At 41.2% G+C, this 16,836-nt stretch carries 15 protein-coding genes and 1 pseudogene; 6 read left to right on the top strand and 10 right to left on the bottom strand.

Annotation, left to right across the window (positions count from 1 at the left end):
- Window positions 1-615: 615 nt before the first annotated feature.
- The 6 genes from FNK51_RS21000 to FNK51_RS21025 form a co-directional block, all read right to left on the bottom strand.
- Complete coding sequence (locus FNK51_RS21000) at window positions 616-1,956, bottom strand: MmgE/PrpD family protein (RefSeq protein WP_098369271.1); 1,341 nt, start codon at window positions 1,954-1,956, stop codon at window positions 616-618.
- A gap of 5 nt (window positions 1,957-1,961) precedes the next feature.
- Complete coding sequence (locus FNK51_RS21005; protein WP_133352680.1) at window positions 1,962-2,729, bottom strand: amino acid ABC transporter ATP-binding protein; 768 nt, start codon at window positions 2,727-2,729, stop codon at window positions 1,962-1,964.
- A 4-nt stretch (window positions 2,730-2,733) separates the two neighbouring features.
- Window positions 2,734-3,405 (bottom strand): amino acid ABC transporter permease, encoded by a 672-nt coding sequence (locus tag FNK51_RS21010; RefSeq protein WP_141994565.1) that lies wholly within the window; start codon window positions 3,403-3,405, stop codon window positions 2,734-2,736.
- 24 nt (window positions 3,406-3,429) lie between these two features.
- Window positions 3,430-4,230 carry an amino acid ABC transporter substrate-binding protein gene (locus tag FNK51_RS21015; RefSeq protein ID WP_098369273.1) on the bottom strand — a complete coding sequence of 267 codons (801 nt, stop codon included), beginning with the start codon at window positions 4,228-4,230 and terminating at the stop codon, window positions 3,430-3,432.
- A gap of 19 nt (window positions 4,231-4,249) precedes the next feature.
- Window positions 4,250-4,783: a GNAT family N-acetyltransferase gene (locus FNK51_RS21020; protein ID WP_141994566.1), complete on the bottom strand. Its 534-nt coding sequence runs from the start codon at window positions 4,781-4,783 to the stop codon at window positions 4,250-4,252.
- A gap of 81 nt (window positions 4,784-4,864) precedes the next feature.
- Window positions 4,865-6,193, bottom strand: a complete 1,329-nt coding sequence (locus FNK51_RS21025) for an LLM class flavin-dependent oxidoreductase (RefSeq protein WP_098369275.1) — start codon at window positions 6,191-6,193, stop codon at window positions 4,865-4,867.
- Window positions 6,194-6,637: 444 nt separating this feature from the next.
- Here FNK51_RS21025 and FNK51_RS21030 point away from each other — a divergent pair, with 444 nt between their 5' ends.
- Both FNK51_RS21030 and FNK51_RS21035 read left to right on the top strand, forming a co-directional pair.
- Entirely contained in the window at window positions 6,638-7,780 is a 1,143-nt protein-coding gene (locus FNK51_RS21030) for an amidohydrolase (RefSeq protein WP_220126998.1), read from the top strand.
- Window positions 7,781-7,805: 25 nt separating this feature from the next.
- A pseudogene (locus FNK51_RS21035) lies at window positions 7,806-8,233 on the top strand (cytidine deaminase).
- A gap of 52 nt (window positions 8,234-8,285) precedes the next feature.
- Here the strand turns inward: FNK51_RS21035 and FNK51_RS21040 are convergent.
- The 3 genes from FNK51_RS21040 to FNK51_RS21050 form a co-directional block, all read right to left on the bottom strand.
- Window positions 8,286-8,855, bottom strand: coding sequence for an MEDS domain-containing protein (locus FNK51_RS21040; RefSeq protein WP_141994567.1), 570 nt, complete (start codon window positions 8,853-8,855; stop codon window positions 8,286-8,288).
- 145 nt (window positions 8,856-9,000) lie between these two features.
- Entirely contained in the window at window positions 9,001-9,636 is a 636-nt protein-coding gene (locus tag FNK51_RS21045) for a FusB/FusC family EF-G-binding protein (RefSeq protein ID WP_098369278.1), read from the bottom strand.
- A 152-nt stretch (window positions 9,637-9,788) separates the two neighbouring features.
- Window positions 9,789-10,052 carry a CD3324 family protein gene (locus FNK51_RS21050; protein WP_076370080.1) on the bottom strand — a complete coding sequence of 88 codons (264 nt, stop codon included), beginning with the start codon at window positions 10,050-10,052 and terminating at the stop codon, window positions 9,789-9,791.
- Window positions 10,053-10,411: 359 nt separating this feature from the next.
- Between FNK51_RS21050 and FNK51_RS21055 the strand changes: the two genes are divergently transcribed.
- The gene (locus FNK51_RS21055) at window positions 10,412-11,056 is read left to right on the top strand and encodes an SDR family oxidoreductase (protein WP_141994568.1); all 645 of its coding nucleotides are present in this window, start codon (window positions 10,412-10,414) and stop codon (window positions 11,054-11,056) included.
- Window positions 11,057-11,100: 44 nt separating this feature from the next.
- Here the strand turns inward: FNK51_RS21055 and FNK51_RS21060 are convergent, their stop codons facing one another.
- Window positions 11,101-11,667 carry a sugar O-acetyltransferase gene (locus FNK51_RS21060; protein ID WP_098369280.1) on the bottom strand — a complete coding sequence of 189 codons (567 nt, stop codon included), beginning with the start codon at window positions 11,665-11,667 and terminating at the stop codon, window positions 11,101-11,103.
- A gap of 365 nt (window positions 11,668-12,032) precedes the next feature.
- Here FNK51_RS21060 and brnQ point away from each other — a divergent pair, with 365 nt between their 5' ends.
- From brnQ to FNK51_RS21075, 3 genes are all read left to right on the top strand, one after another.
- Window positions 12,033-13,364 carry a branched-chain amino acid transport system II carrier protein gene (gene brnQ / locus FNK51_RS21065; RefSeq protein WP_141994569.1) on the top strand — a complete coding sequence of 444 codons (1,332 nt, stop codon included), beginning with the start codon at window positions 12,033-12,035 and terminating at the stop codon, window positions 13,362-13,364.
- Between the two features lie 521 nt (window positions 13,365-13,885).
- Window positions 13,886-14,752 (top strand): ATP-binding protein, encoded by an 867-nt coding sequence (locus FNK51_RS21070; RefSeq protein WP_141994570.1) that lies wholly within the window; start codon window positions 13,886-13,888, stop codon window positions 14,750-14,752.
- A gap of 15 nt (window positions 14,753-14,767) precedes the next feature.
- Window positions 14,768-16,684, top strand: a complete 1,917-nt coding sequence (locus tag FNK51_RS21075; protein WP_141994571.1) for a vWA domain-containing protein — start codon at window positions 14,768-14,770, stop codon at window positions 16,682-16,684.
- Window positions 16,685-16,836 lie beyond the last annotated feature (152 nt).

A 16,836-nucleotide genomic window follows, 5' to 3' on the forward strand; every position in this document is an offset into this window, starting at 1 on the left:
TCACGAGTAAAGCGCCGAAACTCACAAGTAAGTGCACAACTCACGAGTAAAACGCCAAAACTCACGAGTAAATGGCCGAAACTCACAAGTAAAGCGCCGAAATTCACAAGAAAGTGCACAACTCACGAGTAAAACGCCCAAACTTACGAGTAAATGCCCGAAACTTACGAGTAAATGGCCGAAACTCACAAGTAAATGCCCCGAATTCACGAGTAAAGCGCCGAAACTCACGAGTAAGTGCACAACTCACGAGTAAAACGCCAAAACTCGCGAGTAAATGGTCGAAACTCACGAGTAAAACGCCAAAACTCACGAGTAAATGGCCGAAACCCACAAGAAAGTGCACAACTTTCACGAGTAAAGCGCCGAAATTCACGAGTAAGTGCACAACTCACGAGTAAAACGCCGAAACTCACGAGTAAAACGCCAAAACTCACGAGTAAGTGCACAACTCACGAGTAAATGCCCCGAATTCACGAGTAAAGCGCCGAAACTCACAAGTAAGTGCACAACTCACGAGTAAAACGCCAAAACCCACGTGTAAAAATACCGTATTGATGGGTATACAAATTAGGCGAGCAGTATATAAATACTGTTCGCCTAATTTACTTTCAGTCAGCTTCTATAGTCAGCTTCTTGAAGAACGCCAAGTGATGTGTGATTCAGTGCATGGACAGCTGCTATTATTTTCTCTGTCTCTACTTCATCTCCTATGGCTTTATGCAATTTTTCTATTAGCTGGGGTTTTGTTAATGGGTTTCCAGGACTTCCTTTAGGTGTATCGATTCGTTTCGATAGTACATCCCCACTCGTTGTGGTCACGGTCACAATTGTAAATCGTCCCACTGGGAGTGCTGCTTTGGAAGGCTTGATCTTTGCATCCGTCTCCCTATTTACTTTTTGAAAAGATTTTCTCCATGAATGGGGAATAGGTTTCGATTCAAAAGAAGCAAAGGTCAGGGGTTTGCCTGTAAGCGCGAGCCATACAATATACTCAATCGAAAATCTTCCTTCTTCACCGGTGGAAGGGTTATGGTGAATCAAAGCGGAATCACCATTTGGAGGAAAGCAAACACTCACCGATTCAATATCTTCTTCCGACAAATCGTACGTCTTATGTAAAAAGACAGCTGCATCAGCGCCATGTGTCGCAGCAGAACAAAAAGGGTACTGTTTAAACCATAATCCTGGTGTTACGATCCGCCATGTCTTTCCCCAATCTTCCGTCAAATCGGGAACTCCATTTTCTGCATATACCTCAAAGAATCCATTCTTATCATTCAAAAAGTCGGGGTTGCTATGTAAACCCATCCGAATCCAATCTGCGGAATCCACAGCGTTTTTAGCAGCAATCCCTACATGGAGCGGCTTTACTACAGTGCCAAATTGGAGTCGTAAACCCGCCGATTGGGTAGCGGCAAGACTCATGGTTTCAGCTATTAAGCGTGGTGAGTATTCCCGTAAATACGCAACCGCACCAGCTGCAGCTATTACGCCAAGTGTAGCTGTATTATGCCAACCTTTTGTATAATGATATGGGTTCATTGCTTCTCCGAACCGAGCCATGATTTCCACACCAACCACATAGGCAGCTAAAAAACGTTTCCCGGTCATTTCAGGTTCTCCAACTGCTAACAAAGCAGACAAAATGACTGCGCTTGGATGACCTCGTACATCTGAATGTACATCATCATAATCTAGTAAATGAGCTTGAAAGCCATTGAAGAGTGCGGCCTGGGATCTTGTTGCATGTATGTGACTTCCAATCAAGTAACTTGTCCCATTTCCGCCTTCTTCCAAAATGATTTGCTTTAAAATCGTAATTTCCTTTTCGGATTTCGTTTGATAGGAAACAGCAAGATAATCAAGAAGTCCTTCGATTGCAGCCTGCAATACTACTTCATTTACCAACGGATTGGAATGATAAATCATTTCAGATAACCTTTCCGTGTTCATGCACTTCACTTCCTTTTTTGCCTGGCAGATCCGTCCGTTTCGTCTCCCATTTGCCGTAAAAAACGCTGAGTTCGCGGATTAAGAGAATGCTCAATCACTTGTTCTGGGGTGCCTTGTTCGATAATATGTCCGTCTGCCATGAATATGACATGGTCAGCAACTTCCTTCGCAAATTGCATTTCATGCGTCACGATCACCATTGTGGTATCCTCTTTAGCTAACTCCCGTATTACTTGTAAAACCTCATTAACCAATTCGGGATCCAGAGCGGAGGTAGGTTCATCGAATAAAATGGCATGTGGTTTCACTGCTAATGCTCTAGCGATGCTGACACGCTGCTGTTGTCCGCCGGATAAGGTAGCGGGGTATTGTTTAGCTTGTTTTTCCAAGCCAACCCGTTTCAATAAATCCACGCCGATTTGAATGGCTTCCTCTTTTTTCACCTTTTTGCTGACAAGCAAAGCTTCAATCACGTTTTTTAAGGCCGTTTTATTTTTAAAAAGGTTATAGTGTTGAAATACCATCGCTGTTTGCTGTCTTAATTGGTACGCGTCTTTCTCTTTATATTTTTGGGTATCCAATTTTACATCCTTAATTTCGATGGTGCCGCTGTTGGGCTTTTCCAACAAGTTCAGACAGCGTAATAACGTTGATTTTCCAGAACCTGAAGGGCCAATAATGGCGACAACTTCCCCGGTTCTTATATCCAAGTCAATATCGTTCAATACTTGTTTATCATCAAAATATTTAGATAAGTTTCTTACTTTTATCATATGATCACCTTCTAAGTGGTTTGCTGAGCCAAATTTCCAGGTATTTTTGTATCCAAGAATAAAGAATAACCAATAGCCAGTAAATCAAGCCAACCACCAAATACGTCTCGAAAAAGCGCATGTTAGCGGATGCAATAATTTTTCCCTCTGCAAATAGTTCCGTAATTCCTAATGTAAAGGCAAGGGACGTTTCTTTAATCAAAGATATAAATGTATTCCCTGTTGCTGGCAATGCATTTAAAGCAGCCTGTGGTAATATGATTCGCGAGTAAATCTGCACTCTTTTCATGCCAGTTGCAAGGCCCGCTTCCATCTGCCCTTTGTCCACGGAATTCAATCCAGCTCGGAAAATTTCTGCTAAATAAGAGGATTCTTTCAAACTAAATCCAATGATTGCCGCCGTCATTGCTTCCATCGTTGACAACGACGGGAATAACTGTGGTAAACCGTAATAAATGATGAATAATTGTACCAATGTTGGCATTCCTCGGAATAAAGAGATATATAAGCCTGCCAATTGTGTGATTCCAAAAATATTGCTATTTCTTATTAAGGCTACTACAAGTCCGATAATAATGGCTATAGCCATCGAAATGATGGCTAAAACCAGAGTGATTGGAATAAATTTTGCGATTTGCAGGGAAATTTCCAACATATATTGTAAATCAAAATTCATAATGCTTTAAAACCTCCGCTATGCTTATTCGCCGGAATTCTTGGTGATGTCTTCACCAAAATATTTATTGGACAGCTTCGCTAATGTACCATCTTCTTTAAGTTTTTTGATTTCTGTCGTGAATTCATCATTTAATTTTTTGCCTTTTTCTGTTTTGGTAAATGGATACCCTACATTTTCATAGGCCACTGGATCACCGACTAGTTTTAACGGAAGATCATTTTTCTTTATTTCTGCAACCAGGATTGGGCGGGAATTGATATATCCATCTACACGGTTGTTAATGGCATCTTGCATCGCGCCATCCCGGGTTTCATAGGTTCGTATTTTGATATCGCCATTTTTATCATACTTTTCTAGGTTTGTGACGTTATTAGACCCTAGCACACCGGAAACGGTTTTGCCTTTAAGATCAGCCAAACTTTTAATATCATCGTTTTTTGTGCTTGATACAATTTGTGCACCATAATAGCTATATGGCTCTGTAAAATTAAATTGCTCTTGGCGTTCTGGTGTTATAGCAACGGCATTCGCAACGGTGTCCAATTTACCTGATCCCAATTGCCCCATTATCCCACTGAAATCAGAAGTGACCCACTCTACCTTGTATCCTAAATTCTTGGCGATGAGTTCTGTAAGTTCTACGTCAAAACCTATTAATTTACCATCCTCTTGATAACCATTTGGATAGCTTTGGCCAGTGGACCCCACTTTAATTGTTTTTTGTTCGGAATCATTGGCAGCATTCTCTTGTTTTGAATTGCCACATGCCGCAAGTACTAATATGAAAAGTAAAGAGATTCCAAGGGAAAGAATTTTTTTCATCGTTATTTTCCTCCTATTATTAAATGGTTTGATTATGTTTTTCAGTCCAAGCTTGATATTGTCCCGGCTGCAAGATTTTCCTTAAATATATTGTGAGATGACCTTTGCCTAAATCTTTTTGCCCGATCTCTTCAAATCCACTTTTTTCGTACATTTCCTTTAGCCATGGATGATTATCCGCGGTTCCGAGCGTAACCGCGGGGGCTCTCAGTTGCTTCTTCAAAATTTCTTCTTCGAGCCATGACAGAACTTTTTTCCCTATGCCTTGACGCTTATATGCAGGGTTTGTAGCGAACCAGCCTATGTGTGGCAATACGAGCGGGCCAGGATTAGGGCCCCAAGGTAACCGAATCGAAACGGTCGAAATAAATGTCCCATTTTCCTCCAGAACATATACCTTATTTTCTGATATATGCTTAATCGCTTCCTCTCTCGTGGCGGTTGCTGCAGAGAAGTGAATATCCAACTCTCTTATACTCGCATAAGCATCCAATGTTAACTGGAGGAATTTATCCACATCTTCTACACGTACTTCACGAAATATTTGACTCATCTTGCGCCTCCTATACTCTATCTAGTTAATTCCTCTTCGGTTCGGTGATTCTGTCTATGAGATCAGCCAGGTGTAAGGTGTTTAAAGCTTATGGGAATATTGGTTGGCCGGTTTATCCAGGCCAAGATTCCCTCGTAATGTGTTACTTTCATATTTAGTACGGAAAATTCCTTTCGATTGCAGTTCAGGGACAACAAGTTCTACAAAATCCGTTAAAGAATCAGGCAAGAGGGCTGGCATGATATTAAAGCCGTCAGCCGCATCTCCATTCACCCAATCTTCAATCTTATCCGCAATCTGCGTTGGTGTTCCAATTGCTATATGATGTCCACGTGATCCGGCAACCCACTGATATGTCTGACGTAACGTCAAATTTTCATTGATCGCCCGTTTAACGATCAAATCATATTTACTTTGGATGCCATCTACATGTTCTGGTAGCGAAATATCAGCAAACGGAGTATCCAAAGGGATGTTCGAAAAATCCACATTTCCAAAATACCTTCCCATAACAGCCAATCCTATTTCGGGAATGATCAGCTCCTGCAATGCCTCGTACTTTTCTTGGGCTTCCTTCTCGGTCTGTCCCACAATCGGGAACAAACCTGGCATGATGCTCAAGCTGCTTTTCTCCCGATTAAAAGCGGCCAATTGACCTTTTAACTCATGGTAAAATGAGATCGCGTCCTCCTTGTTCTCCTGGGCAGTAAAGACAATCTCTGCGTGCTTTGCTGCAAGCAATTGCCCAGCGCCAGAAGAGCCTGCTTGTACAATGACCGGATGCCCCTGAGGGGAGCGGGAAATATTTAATGGTCCTTTTACATTGAAAAACTCACCTTGATGATTGATTTCATGAAACTTGCTTTCATCAATGAATTGGCCTGTTTCTTTATCGATGACCAATGTATCGTCTTCCCATGAGTCCCACAATTTCTTGGTAACTTCAACAAATTCAGTCGCCCTTTTATAACGGAGACCATGTTCTAAATGTTCTGATTTATTGAAGTTTACTGCAGTAGAGGCAAGGGACGTTGTGACTACGTTCCAGCCAGCGCGGCCGGAGGTAATATGGTCTAAAGAAGCAAATTTCCTAGCCACATTAAAGGGTTCTTCGTAAGTGGTGGAGGCCGTTGAAACCAAACCAATATTGGAAGTCGCCGAGGCTAGATAAGATAACAAGGTCAATGGCTCGAATCGAGTCAGAATATTAGGGTGCGAGTCCTTTGCAACTGACAAACTATCTGCCAAAAATAATAAATCAAATAAACCTTTTTCGGCAGTCTGGGCCAACCCTTTAAAATAATCGATGCTCATATTAGCTTTCGGATTGGCGTTAGGATGTCTCCAGGAAGCAACGTGATGTCCTGTTCCGGCCAAAAATACACCAAGCTTTACTGTTTTCTTTTTCATGCGTCAATTGCTCCTTTATGTCTTCACTTTTAAACGCAGGGGATTTATAATATAAATATCCTTACTGGTTTACTATGAATTAATGCTGAAATAAAACCCGCTTCCAGTTTAGAAGAGGGTTCCTTCCGACTATATATATCCTTACTTGTTTTCTACTATAGAAATTGAATCCTTTTTTGGATTGATACGTTAATATAATATAGAAATTAAATCAAATGGTAGCATCTTATATAATAAATTGTCAATGTTAAATATTCGGAATATACACACTTATCATTTCCGGGAATTCATTGTTATGATGCTCAGGATGCGACCTAAATTAGAACTCGTTCTTTACACGTTTATCAAATAGCTTATTTGATAGCTGCTTCACTTGATATTCCTTGGCTATTAGCTTTCGTTCTTTACTATTCGGATTTTTAAGGAGATGGACAACCGTTGATCATAAGCAATGTAGAATTGGAAAATTATTTATTGGAATTCAGACGCGATCTTCATATGACACCTGAATTATCAAACCAAGAATTTGAAACGACTAAAAAAATTAAAGAAGCGCTTCAATCTCAAGATATTAAGATACTTGATTTCCCATTGAAAACTGGTGTCGTAGCTGAGATAAAAGGGAGTAAGCCGGGTCCTACGATAGCACTTCGCTCCGATATTGATGCTTTACCAATTTTAGAGCAATCTGAGGTGGATTTTCCTTCAAGGCACATCGGCGTGATGCATGCATGTGGTCATGATTTTCACACTTCCGTCATTTTAGGGACTGCTTTTTTATTAAAAAAAGAAGAAAGAGATCTTTCCGGAACGATTCGTTTGATTTTTCAACCTGCGGAGGAAACGGGACATGGAGCAAGTGCTTTAATGGAAACCGGTGTGCTGGAAGATGTGGATGTGATTTTTGGCCTTCATAATGATCCGACATTGCAAGTTGGGGAGTTAGGGACAAAACATGGCGCACTGACAGCGGGAGTCGATCGCTTTGAAGTGCATGTTAAAGCAACTGGCTCACACGCGGCCAAACCGGAAGAGGGAAATGATCCTATTATCATAACAGGACATATTATCTCAACGTTGCAAACCATCATCAGCCGCAATGTGGCACCAAAAGAGTCCGCGGTTTTGAGCATCACTCAAATTCATAGCGGTTCAACGTGGAATGTTATCCCGGATAGTGCATATTTGGAAGGAACCGTCCGCACCTTCAGTAAAACTCAACGAGAGTTCATCCAGAAACGTATGAAACAAGTCCTGCACGGTATAAGTGAAACTTTCGATGCAAATGTTGAACTATCATGGCATCCTGGCCCGCCATCAGTTGATAATACGCCTGAATGGGCAGATTTGGCGCTTCAGGTTGGAGACACAGCAGGTTACACGACTAAAACCTTGGAAGCTAGCTCAATAGGGGAAGACTTCGCTTTTTACCAAGAAAAAATACCAGGTGCTTTTGTAATGATAGGGTCGGGCGGTCCATATGACCTGCATCATCCTAAGTTTATAGTAAATGAAACGGCACTTTTTCCAGCTGCGTCTTATTTCCGCTTATTGGCTTTAGAAGCGTTAAAAAAAATCCCTGAATGAAAATATTAGAAGAGAAGGAGGTCCAATCATCAAAACTTATCCATTGAACGAGTCGGATCGTGATTTAATAGAAGCTGCAAGTGCAAAAATTAGGGATCTTTACGAGGAAAATAGGCATCATGTTGGCGCTGCATTAAAAACAGTTCAGGAAAAACCGTTGCTGCCGTACATATTGAAGCATATATTGGCCGGGTTACCGTATGTGCAGAAGCCATTGCGATCGGCAAGGCGATATCGGACGGGGAAAAGGGATTCGATACAATCGTGGCGGTTAAGCATCCCTATTCCGATGATGAAGACAGAGCTTTAAAAGTGGTTAGCCCGTGTGGGATGTGTCGGGAATTAATCTCGGATTATGCAAAAGAGTGCTTTGTCATACTGAATGTTAATGGGGAAACGGTAAAGACGAAAATCGGTGAACTGCTGCCGTATAAATACACGAGGGATTCATGATAAATGCAACGGAAAACAACACGCTTAGGAGAATTCATAAGCGTGTTGTTTATTATTTCAAACTAGATGGCAAGTATTGTTCACAGATGATGATATCATCGTCTTTTAGAACATAAGGATGTGTTTCCAACAATATGGTTTTCAGGTAGTCTGGCATCCTCTCACCTTTGTAAGCACAAATTAATGGAAACGACAGCAGATTTACAGCTTCATCTACTGTTCTCTCAAAATCCTCTATGATATGCAGCGGTTCTTCCATGGTTGCCCATTCAACATGTGCCCATGATCGGAAAGAAATTTTATTTTCCACATAGTGCTGTACCGTTTTATTAAAGTATTCTTCGATTGCAGGAGGATGATAACTGCCGCTTGAACAATAGAAATCGAAGTTGTTCACAAAGTGAATGAACTCCATTTGATCTTTCGTAAACCGAGTGCTCAGTTCTTTATGAATGATGGGGTAAATACGGTCATTTTCAATAAGAATGACATAATCTCCCGCTGCGATGCCCTCTTGGATAAAATTCAAAACTTGTTTAATATAATTTTCCATTTCATTATAGGAATACAGCACATGAACGTTTTTTTTGTCTTCAAACAACTGATTCATTTTGCTTTTCAATATATCATTCCTTCTTTCATGTATCGCTTCAATTATACTTGAATTCCATAAGCAGGACAAAATGAGAATTTTTTTAACTGACGGCTTCGGTGCTTGACAAAAACAAAAAAGCAATCCTTCGCCATTGAAGGATTGCTTTTCCTAATTATTTCAGCCGCTCGATTAGGTCGGTCATTTTATCCAAAGTCGTTACGTTCTGGTTGCATTTCATACTGTCCAGACAAATATAATTACCTTTTTTTATGAATGTCCCTTGGACGGTTCCTTTTGTTTCAGACATGAACATCCCTACTTCTTCAAAGCGGCTGCATATGGCACAGATCCCTTTTTTGTTGGCAGGTTTAATGGTTCCATGCAATCCGGTGAGTTTATTATGATGGGGTGCAATGATGAATTTCTTTCCGGAACCGACATCATCCCATCCCAAGTATGAAATCTCTCTCAAATCAATGTTTTCCAACAAAGGGGCTTTTAATTTCTTTGCTTTAGGAAATAATTTTTTTATCGTTTTTTCGGTTACTTCTTTAAATGGGATTACAAATGGCTTTACCTGTAAGAGAAAGACTTCGGCTTGTGCGGGATCTTTAATGGTATCTACTGGATCCAGCAGTTGTTTTTGCTCTTCGCTCAAGGCACTGAATAAGCTTAATACTCGTTCTTTGGCGACTGTCTTCAGGGTGTTGATTACATCCTTATCGTTGGCCGTCGCGTGTCCATTTATGAGAATCTGTGTTTGGGATTTTATGAAGTTATACTGCACGCTCCTGATAAAAGGTTCCATTTTCTTCACTCCTGTTTCTGTTGCTGCGATACATATTACGTTTTTATTTACTTTACAGAAAATGCATCCTCATTAAAAGGGGGAAAACGACTAAGAAACATACTCGGCATACAAATAGCACTGATATCATTATCAGTGCTACTCATGTAATCCTATTTGGAATAAACGATTTTCTTGATGGTTTCCGCGGAGAGAAAATATTCCTCTGCTAATTGATGGATGGTATGACCGTCTTTGAATGCGTATTTTATAGAGGCATTTCGGTCATCGATCAATTCCCTTGAGCCCGAACGGGTTCCCCATTTGTGATGGGCCTTTTCAGGTTTAGGGATATATATGGTTTCACCTTGCACATACTTTTGAATTTCAACGATCAGCTTTTCAGGCAAAACGGCCGTCGCTTTTACATATTTCATTTCTGCCAGCCCCTTATTCTTTTTTAAGAATGAAATAAGGTGCAAAGCCGAATATTAGAAATGATAAGGCGGGCGATTAAGTTTAGCTTAATTCAACCCCATGCAAAGTATCGCCTCCAATACTAGGCTTTGCATGAGATGCTGCAGAAGGTGGCATTAACATTCTTATTGCCATCTTTACACCTCCCCGTTATGTCCCTGAAGAACACGTATTGTTCTTATTATAAAATATATAAGGGTGGTTGCCAAACTATTTCCAATGTTAAAGATGAATCTGCGGGCTGATTGTTTGATAATGTTCTGAGTCCATGAAATAATTTGAATGGAAACCAAACTAACCATTATGGGAGCTGACCTTTATGAAAGTATTCGTAGTTGGGGCAAATGGGCAGATCGGTAAATATCTTGTAGATTTATTAAAAGATAGCCCGGAACATAGTGTACGGGCAATGGTTCGTAAAGAAGAACAAAGTAGGCATTTAGAGAAAAATGGAATTGAATCTGTCGTCGTGAGCTTAACCGGATCGGTGGAAGAGATTACGAATGCGGCAAAAGGCTGCGATGCCATCGTATTTACAGCAGGATCCGGAGGAAGCACTGGTGCTGATCAAACGCTGTTGATTGATTTGGATGGTGCTGTTAAAACGATCGAAGCGGCAGAAAACTTGGGAATCGACCGATTCATCATGGTGAGTGCTTTTCAGGCCAATAATCGCGAAAACTGGAATGAAGCCATCAAACCGTATTATGTGGCCAAGCATTATGCGGATAGGGCATTGTTACAAAGCGATTTAAATTATTCCATCATTAGGCCAGGCGGTCTGGTGAATGAACCGGGGACGGGCAAAGTGGCCGCCGCCGAAGAATTGGAAAGAGGTTCGATTGCCCGTGAAGATGTGGCTCGAACGATTTTTGCTTCTTTAACTGAAGAAAATACCTACAAGCGTTCATTTGATTTAATCTCTGGTGATACTGCAATCGCGGAAGCATTAAGGAAAATTTAACGAAAAAAAGGAGGCAGGGTCACTCAGGGGGAGTGAGCCCTGCCTTATTTAATTCCTTCAATATGCTTGATGACCTTCGCTGGGTTTCCGCCGACAACAACGCCTTCAGGAACATCCTTTGTTACGACTGCCCCTGAAGCGACAACGGAATGATTCCCTATAGTTACGCCAGGATTGATGATGGCCCCTCCGCCAATCCATACATGATCCCCGATCGTAACCGGTTTTCCGTATTCCACTCCAGAACTGCGTTCAAAGGGATCCAGCGGATGTGTGGCTGTATAGATATGCACTCCGGGAGCCAACATGCAGTCCCTGCCAATTTTCACTTCACAAACATCCAAAATGACACAATCGAAATTAGCATAAAAGTTTTCCCCGACAGAAATGTTGTAACCATAGTCACAACGGAAAGTGGGTTCAATATATACATTTAGCCCAGTGGAACCTAAAAGCTGTTTCAGCAGGGCAGTTCGTTCATCCCCTTCGCTTTCCGTTGTCTGGTTGTATAACCGGGTCAACTTTCTGGCATTTTCCCTATCTCTTACTAATTCCGGATCAGCGGCCATGTAAGGTTCCCCGCTCACCATTTTTTCTTTTTCAGTATTCATGTTAATTCCTCCTATTTTCTTGTTTTTTAGATAGTTTTAATGAATATCTGAATATTAAAATATTTTTTCTGCAAAATAAATTGCAGTACTTTTTACTCAACTTTTCCTTTGAATCTGAATGCCTCGCTCATTTTCTTAAAAAGAAGTAAGAAAAGAAAGATTTTTCCGAATAATTAATGAAATAACTTTGACAAACTTTCTGCCTGATTTTATAGTAAGGAGAGTTATGGATGATTGATAGTTTCATAAAGGTACATTTTAACAGATAGGTAGAATACGTTCGCAGTTCTTGTCACTTTTTTTACGGGAAATTGATGGACAACTCTTTTCTTCGTTAAGATAATCAACACAATGGAGGGCTCTATATGACACAGAAAGCACCACTTTCTTTTATCATTGTAACAGGGTTAATGCTTTTTGCTTTATTTTTTGGTGCAGGAAACTTAATTTTTCCTGCCATGCTCGGGCAATCCGCGGGGACTAATTTATGGTCGGCCAGTTTAGGATTCATCATTACTGGGGTGGGTTTGCCATTCATTACAATATTGGCATTTGGTTTTTCGGGAAAAAATGATGTTCAATCGCTTGCAAGCAGGGCACACCCGTTATTCGGCATCATCTTCACAGTCGTTCTTTATTTGTCTTTGGGACCGCTTTTCGCACTTCCTAGAACGGGGAGTGTATCCTATGAAATAGGGATTAAACCTTTCCTTTCTAATGATGTCGGCTTTTTACCATTGCTGATATTCACGATCATATACTTTGGAATTGCCTGTTTATTATCCATCAATCCATCAAAAATGCTGGATATCGTCGGGAAAATATTAACACCATTATTATTGATTTTCATCGGGATCCTCATTGTGGTCGCCATCATTAACCCAATGGGTGAAATCCAGTCACCAGTAGCTGATTATTCAGATAATTCTTTCTTCAAGGGATTCAAAGAAGGATATTTGACTATGGATACGCTGGCCGGATTTGCATTTGGGATCATAGTCATCAACGCAATCAAAGATAAAGGGATAACATCAAGAAAAGAAGTGTTAGGATTTTGTATGAAAGCCGGCTTAATAGCTGCCACTTTGTTGGTGATCGTTTATGCTTCTATAACTTATATCGGGGCAACAAGTGTGGAAAAGCTCGGTCAGCTGGGTAATGGAGGAGACGTTTTGGCTCAAGCCTCGAATCATTTTTTCGGATCGGCTGGTGCTGTGTTGTTAGGGTTGATTGTGATCGCTGCATGTCTAACGACAAGCATCGGTTTGATAACGGCTTGTGCTACGTATTTCAATAAAATACTGCCTGCTGTATCGTATAAATCATATGTTGTCATCTTTTCTGTTTTTAGTGCGGCTGTTGCCAATGTAGGTTTGACCAAGCTCATTTCCATTACAGTGCCTGTGTTAACGGCTCTTTATCCCGTAGCGATCGTTTTGATTGTTCTAACATTCTTCCATTCCTTTTTTAAAGGGAAATCGGAGGTGTATTTAGGAAGCTTATTATTAACGGCCATCATCAGCATAATGGATGGAATAGTGGCATCAGGCATTAAAATGGAATCTGTTTCGGACCTTTTCACTCAATACCTTCCACTATATAGTGTAGGGGTAGGATGGGTGATTCCAGCCATCATCGGCGGTGTATTGGGCTATATGATATACCTAATGAAAGGTGACCCTAAGGAAGCCTATTAAGGGTCATCAGAATGAACTTCGAATAACGTTGCCTCCAGGCACTCGCTTTCCGCGGGCGGTCCGGGAGCCTCCTCGGCGCTCTTTGCGCCTGTGGGGTCTCCCTTGGACGCGCTTTTCCCGCAGGAGTCTCGAACACCCGCTTCAATCAACTGGATTGTTTTTTTAAAAAACTGTAGTCTGGTTTCATCTCGAACCTTGATTAAGACAAGGTTACACTTTTGTTTTTTTATTATTTTATAACCCTTATTGGATTGAAGTAATTTGCGACACTCTTGCCGAATAACTGGTTAGCCGAGACCCCACAGGCGCTTGCTTTGACGAGGCTTGGCAGACAGTCGGCGGAAAGGGAGCGGATTTCTGAAATCAACTGGAATGTCCTTTAAATAAAAAACTGTAGGCAAACTAGCTTTTCTTCTAGTTTGCCTGCAGTCTGGGAGCTGTCTTGATGCAGCTCCTTTTCTTAGTGTTTGTTTTTAATGGGAAAGAGCCTTAAAATGTTCAGAAAGGGGTGTAGGAACACAATGATCAATCGATTACCAATAGAAATCGCAAATATATTACAAGCAAGCAAAAAAAATCCTGCTCAATTCGAGGAATTGATCAGGAGCGGCGGATATCTGCCTCCCGAGATGGAGCTGATGGTGGATGCCATCACGGCCTTAAGCATGGGGAAGAATATCCTTTTGAAGGGTCCGACAGGGGCTGGAAAGACAAAGTTTGCCGAGACATTATCGAATTTATTCAACCAGCCGATGTTCAGTGTCAACTGCTCAGTCGACTTGGATGCCGAAAGCTTATTGGGCTTCAAGACATTGGCTTATAAAGAGGAAAAACAAGTGATAGAATTCGTACCTGGACCAGTGACCAATTCGATGAATCACGGTCACTTCCTATATATAGATGAAATCAACATGGCAAAACCGGAAACTCTGCCGCTTATCAATGGTGTGCTTGATTACAGAAGGACGATAACGAATCCGTTCACGAATGAAGTCATAACGGCAAAAGATGGCTTTAATGTGATTGCTGCAATCAACGAAGGGTATGTCGGTACAGTGCCGCTGAATGAAGCGCTAAAAAATAGGTTTGTCGTAATTGAAGTTCCTTATATCGAAGGGGAGCAGTTAAAGCAATTGATAGAAACCAATACAAAGTTGAAGGATCCAAGAAGCATTGAATTGTTCGTTAAACTGTCGAGTGATTTGATAAATGCCGTGAATCAAGGGAAGGTGGCTGAAGATGCGGCATCGATCAGGGCTTTGCTTGATGCTTGCGATCTGAGTGTGTTGATCCCGCCGAAACGGGCGATTCTTCGTTCCATAGTGGATAAGTTGGACGAGGAACGGGAGCGTGAGTTTGTGAAGAACTTGGCTGACACATTATTCTAACTAGGAGAATGCCTCATGAAGTATATCCGTTTCAATGATTCAATAATAGATACGGCTCTTTTTTTACAGCTGCAGGATCTCTCGACTGTTTTATCCGGCATTCCTGAGCTGGAATTCGAATACAATTATGGTTCCTTCATTGATCTTATCGAGAATAAGGTCACAGCCAGCCATTTTTGGGAAAATGGCAATAAGGAAGTGAAGGAAGCGGGACTGAAAACGGACGTGCTCCTTAGGACGATAGGTACGCTGCATCATTCAACAATCCAGAGCATGAAGGATTACCAGGATATCATCGGGGAAAGTTCGCTTCCGAAGTTTGCAGCCCAATTATTCGCTTTACTGGAAGACTTGCGATTGGAAGAATTGGTGAAGAAGGAAAGGCCAGGCACGAAAAAATGGTTTTCGGTAAGAGGGGCTTACCTTAAACAATATTTCGAAAGCCAATTGACGACGAATGTAACAAGAAGTTTTGCACTGGATGAGTTATACTGCCTCATATATTTACTGCTTCAATCTGACAGGCCGGACCCGATTTTCCCAAGAGCCAATGTAAGGCAGCTGGAAGAACTGGAGAAACTCAAGCCGTTTATCCATTCTGTCTTTGAAGCCACTAAAACCAGTGACATCACGAGGATTTGTGAGCAAATCGTTTTCCGTGTGAACGATGGATACGAGGATACGATGAATGAATATTTCATCTTTCCCATTGCAAATGTGGAAAAGTATAAGGCAAATACCTTATTTGATGAACTGACTAGAAATGATGAACTGTTGAACGATGATACAGAAGATGCAGATGAAGAAAAAAGTGAGTTCATTGATGAAAAATTCTCGACATGGCACCGGGAGAATAAGAACGACGAGAGTAATTCGACTTTTCTTCAATTTGAATTGGAGCAGGGAACGAAAACAAGTCTGATGGGCGGAGGTGCACGGGAAGCGGAAGATGCCGACCAAGCACTGGCTTCCATCCAGGGTTCATCAGGGGAAAGTAAACAAAAGGAATACAATCAGCAGGAAACGCTGGAGAAGAAACAAACGAATATGGGCAAAAGTGGTGAACATCCATTTGGTGAAGAAAACAAAGACGTCGTTCAGGTAATTAAGGAAGCGAAAATACCAACACTTACGGAAGAGAAACGCTACCGTGAATTTGTTGCGGATATCGAACCGTTCAAGAGAAAACTCTCCAGTACAATTGAAAAGACACTGGAAAATAAAAAGAACGCACCAAGAAAAGATTTGGTTTTTGGCCGCTTATCGAAGAAATTACTGCCGCTTGTTTTTGAAGAAAATCCTCGGGTCTTTTATAAAAAGAACCAGGATTCAAATGAAATGGATGCCGTATTCACATTGCTGATCGATTGCTCCGCTTCCATGCATAACAAAATGGATGAAACGAAACGAGGGGTCGTCCTGTTTCATGAAGTACTGAAAAAATTAAAGATCCCCCACTCAATCGTTGGATTTTGGGAAGATGCAAATGAAGTGAGAGAAGGATATCAGCCGAACTACTTCCATGTGATCCAGTCCCATTCCGATTCTCTTTATCTAAACTCAGGAGCTAAAATCATGCAGCTTGAACCAGAGGAAGACAACAGGGACGGATACAGTATCAGGGTTGCCGCAAAGGAATTGGAAAAAAGGCGGGAAAAGAACCGGTTCTTGCTCGTGTTTTCCGATGGTGAGCCGGCAGCAAGCGATTATGATCAAAATGGCATTGTCGATACACATCTTGCTGTTTCGGAAGCCAGGAAAAAGGGCATAGAAATCATCGGCCTGTTTTTAGCGGATGGAGGCATCGAGGAAAGTGAAGAACTGACGATGAAAAACATCTATGGAAAAGAGCGCCTAATGATTCCGAGTGTAGCTGAATTGCCAGAGCAATTTACACCGCTGTTAAAAAAACTGTTGCTGAAAACCATATGAGATACGAAGTTCCCCCACTCATCATTTAAAACGGGCAAATGCATTTGATTAGAATATTAGTAAAAAACGCAATAGGATTCAATGGATCTTACTGCGTTTTTTTGTAATGGAAGTTATTTGAAGTAAGTGAATATATTGATGGAAACTTGAAA

It is taken from the genome of Bacillus sp. B4EP4a, assembly GCF_006680105.1.
Taxonomy (GTDB): domain Bacteria; phylum Bacillota; class Bacilli; order Bacillales; family DSM-1321; genus Peribacillus; species Peribacillus simplex_E.

What these genes read in the sequence shown, in the direction of transcription:
- FNK51_RS21050 (WP_076370080.1), bottom strand. Translation starts at nt 10,052, where the DNA reads ATGAAATATGTAAAAGCGACGGCCGTTTTGCCTGAAAAGCTGATCGTT.
- FNK51_RS21045 (WP_098369278.1), bottom strand. Translation starts at nt 9,636, where the DNA reads ATGGAACCTTTTATCAGGAGCGTGCAGTATAACTTCATAAAATCCCAA.
- FNK51_RS21000 (WP_098369271.1), bottom strand. Translation starts at nt 1,956, where the DNA reads ATGAACACGGAAAGGTTATCTGAAATGATTTATCATTCCAATCCGTTG.
- FNK51_RS21070 (WP_141994570.1), top strand. Translation starts at nt 13,886, where the DNA reads ATGATCAATCGATTACCAATAGAAATCGCAAATATATTACAAGCAAGC.
- FNK51_RS21020 (WP_141994566.1), bottom strand. Translation starts at nt 4,783, where the DNA reads ATGAGTCAAATATTTCGTGAAGTACGTGTAGAAGATGTGGATAAATTC.
- FNK51_RS21055 (WP_141994568.1), top strand. Translation starts at nt 10,412, where the DNA reads ATGAAAGTATTCGTAGTTGGGGCAAATGGGCAGATCGGTAAATATCTT.
- FNK51_RS21005 (WP_133352680.1), bottom strand. Translation starts at nt 2,729, where the DNA reads ATGATAAAAGTAAGAAACTTATCTAAATATTTTGATGATAAACAAGTA.
- brnQ (WP_141994569.1), top strand. Translation starts at nt 12,033, where the DNA reads ATGACACAGAAAGCACCACTTTCTTTTATCATTGTAACAGGGTTAATG.
- FNK51_RS21025 (WP_098369275.1), bottom strand. Translation starts at nt 6,193, where the DNA reads ATGAAAAAGAAAACAGTAAAGCTTGGTGTATTTTTGGCCGGAACAGGA.
- FNK51_RS21060 (WP_098369280.1), bottom strand. Translation starts at nt 11,667, where the DNA reads ATGAATACTGAAAAAGAAAAAATGGTGAGCGGGGAACCTTACATGGCC.
- FNK51_RS21010 (WP_141994565.1), bottom strand. Translation starts at nt 3,405, where the DNA reads ATGAATTTTGATTTACAATATATGTTGGAAATTTCCCTGCAAATCGCA.
- FNK51_RS21015 (WP_098369273.1), bottom strand. Translation starts at nt 4,230, where the DNA reads ATGAAAAAAATTCTTTCCCTTGGAATCTCTTTACTTTTCATATTAGTA.
- FNK51_RS21075 (WP_141994571.1), top strand. Translation starts at nt 14,768, where the DNA reads ATGAAGTATATCCGTTTCAATGATTCAATAATAGATACGGCTCTTTTT.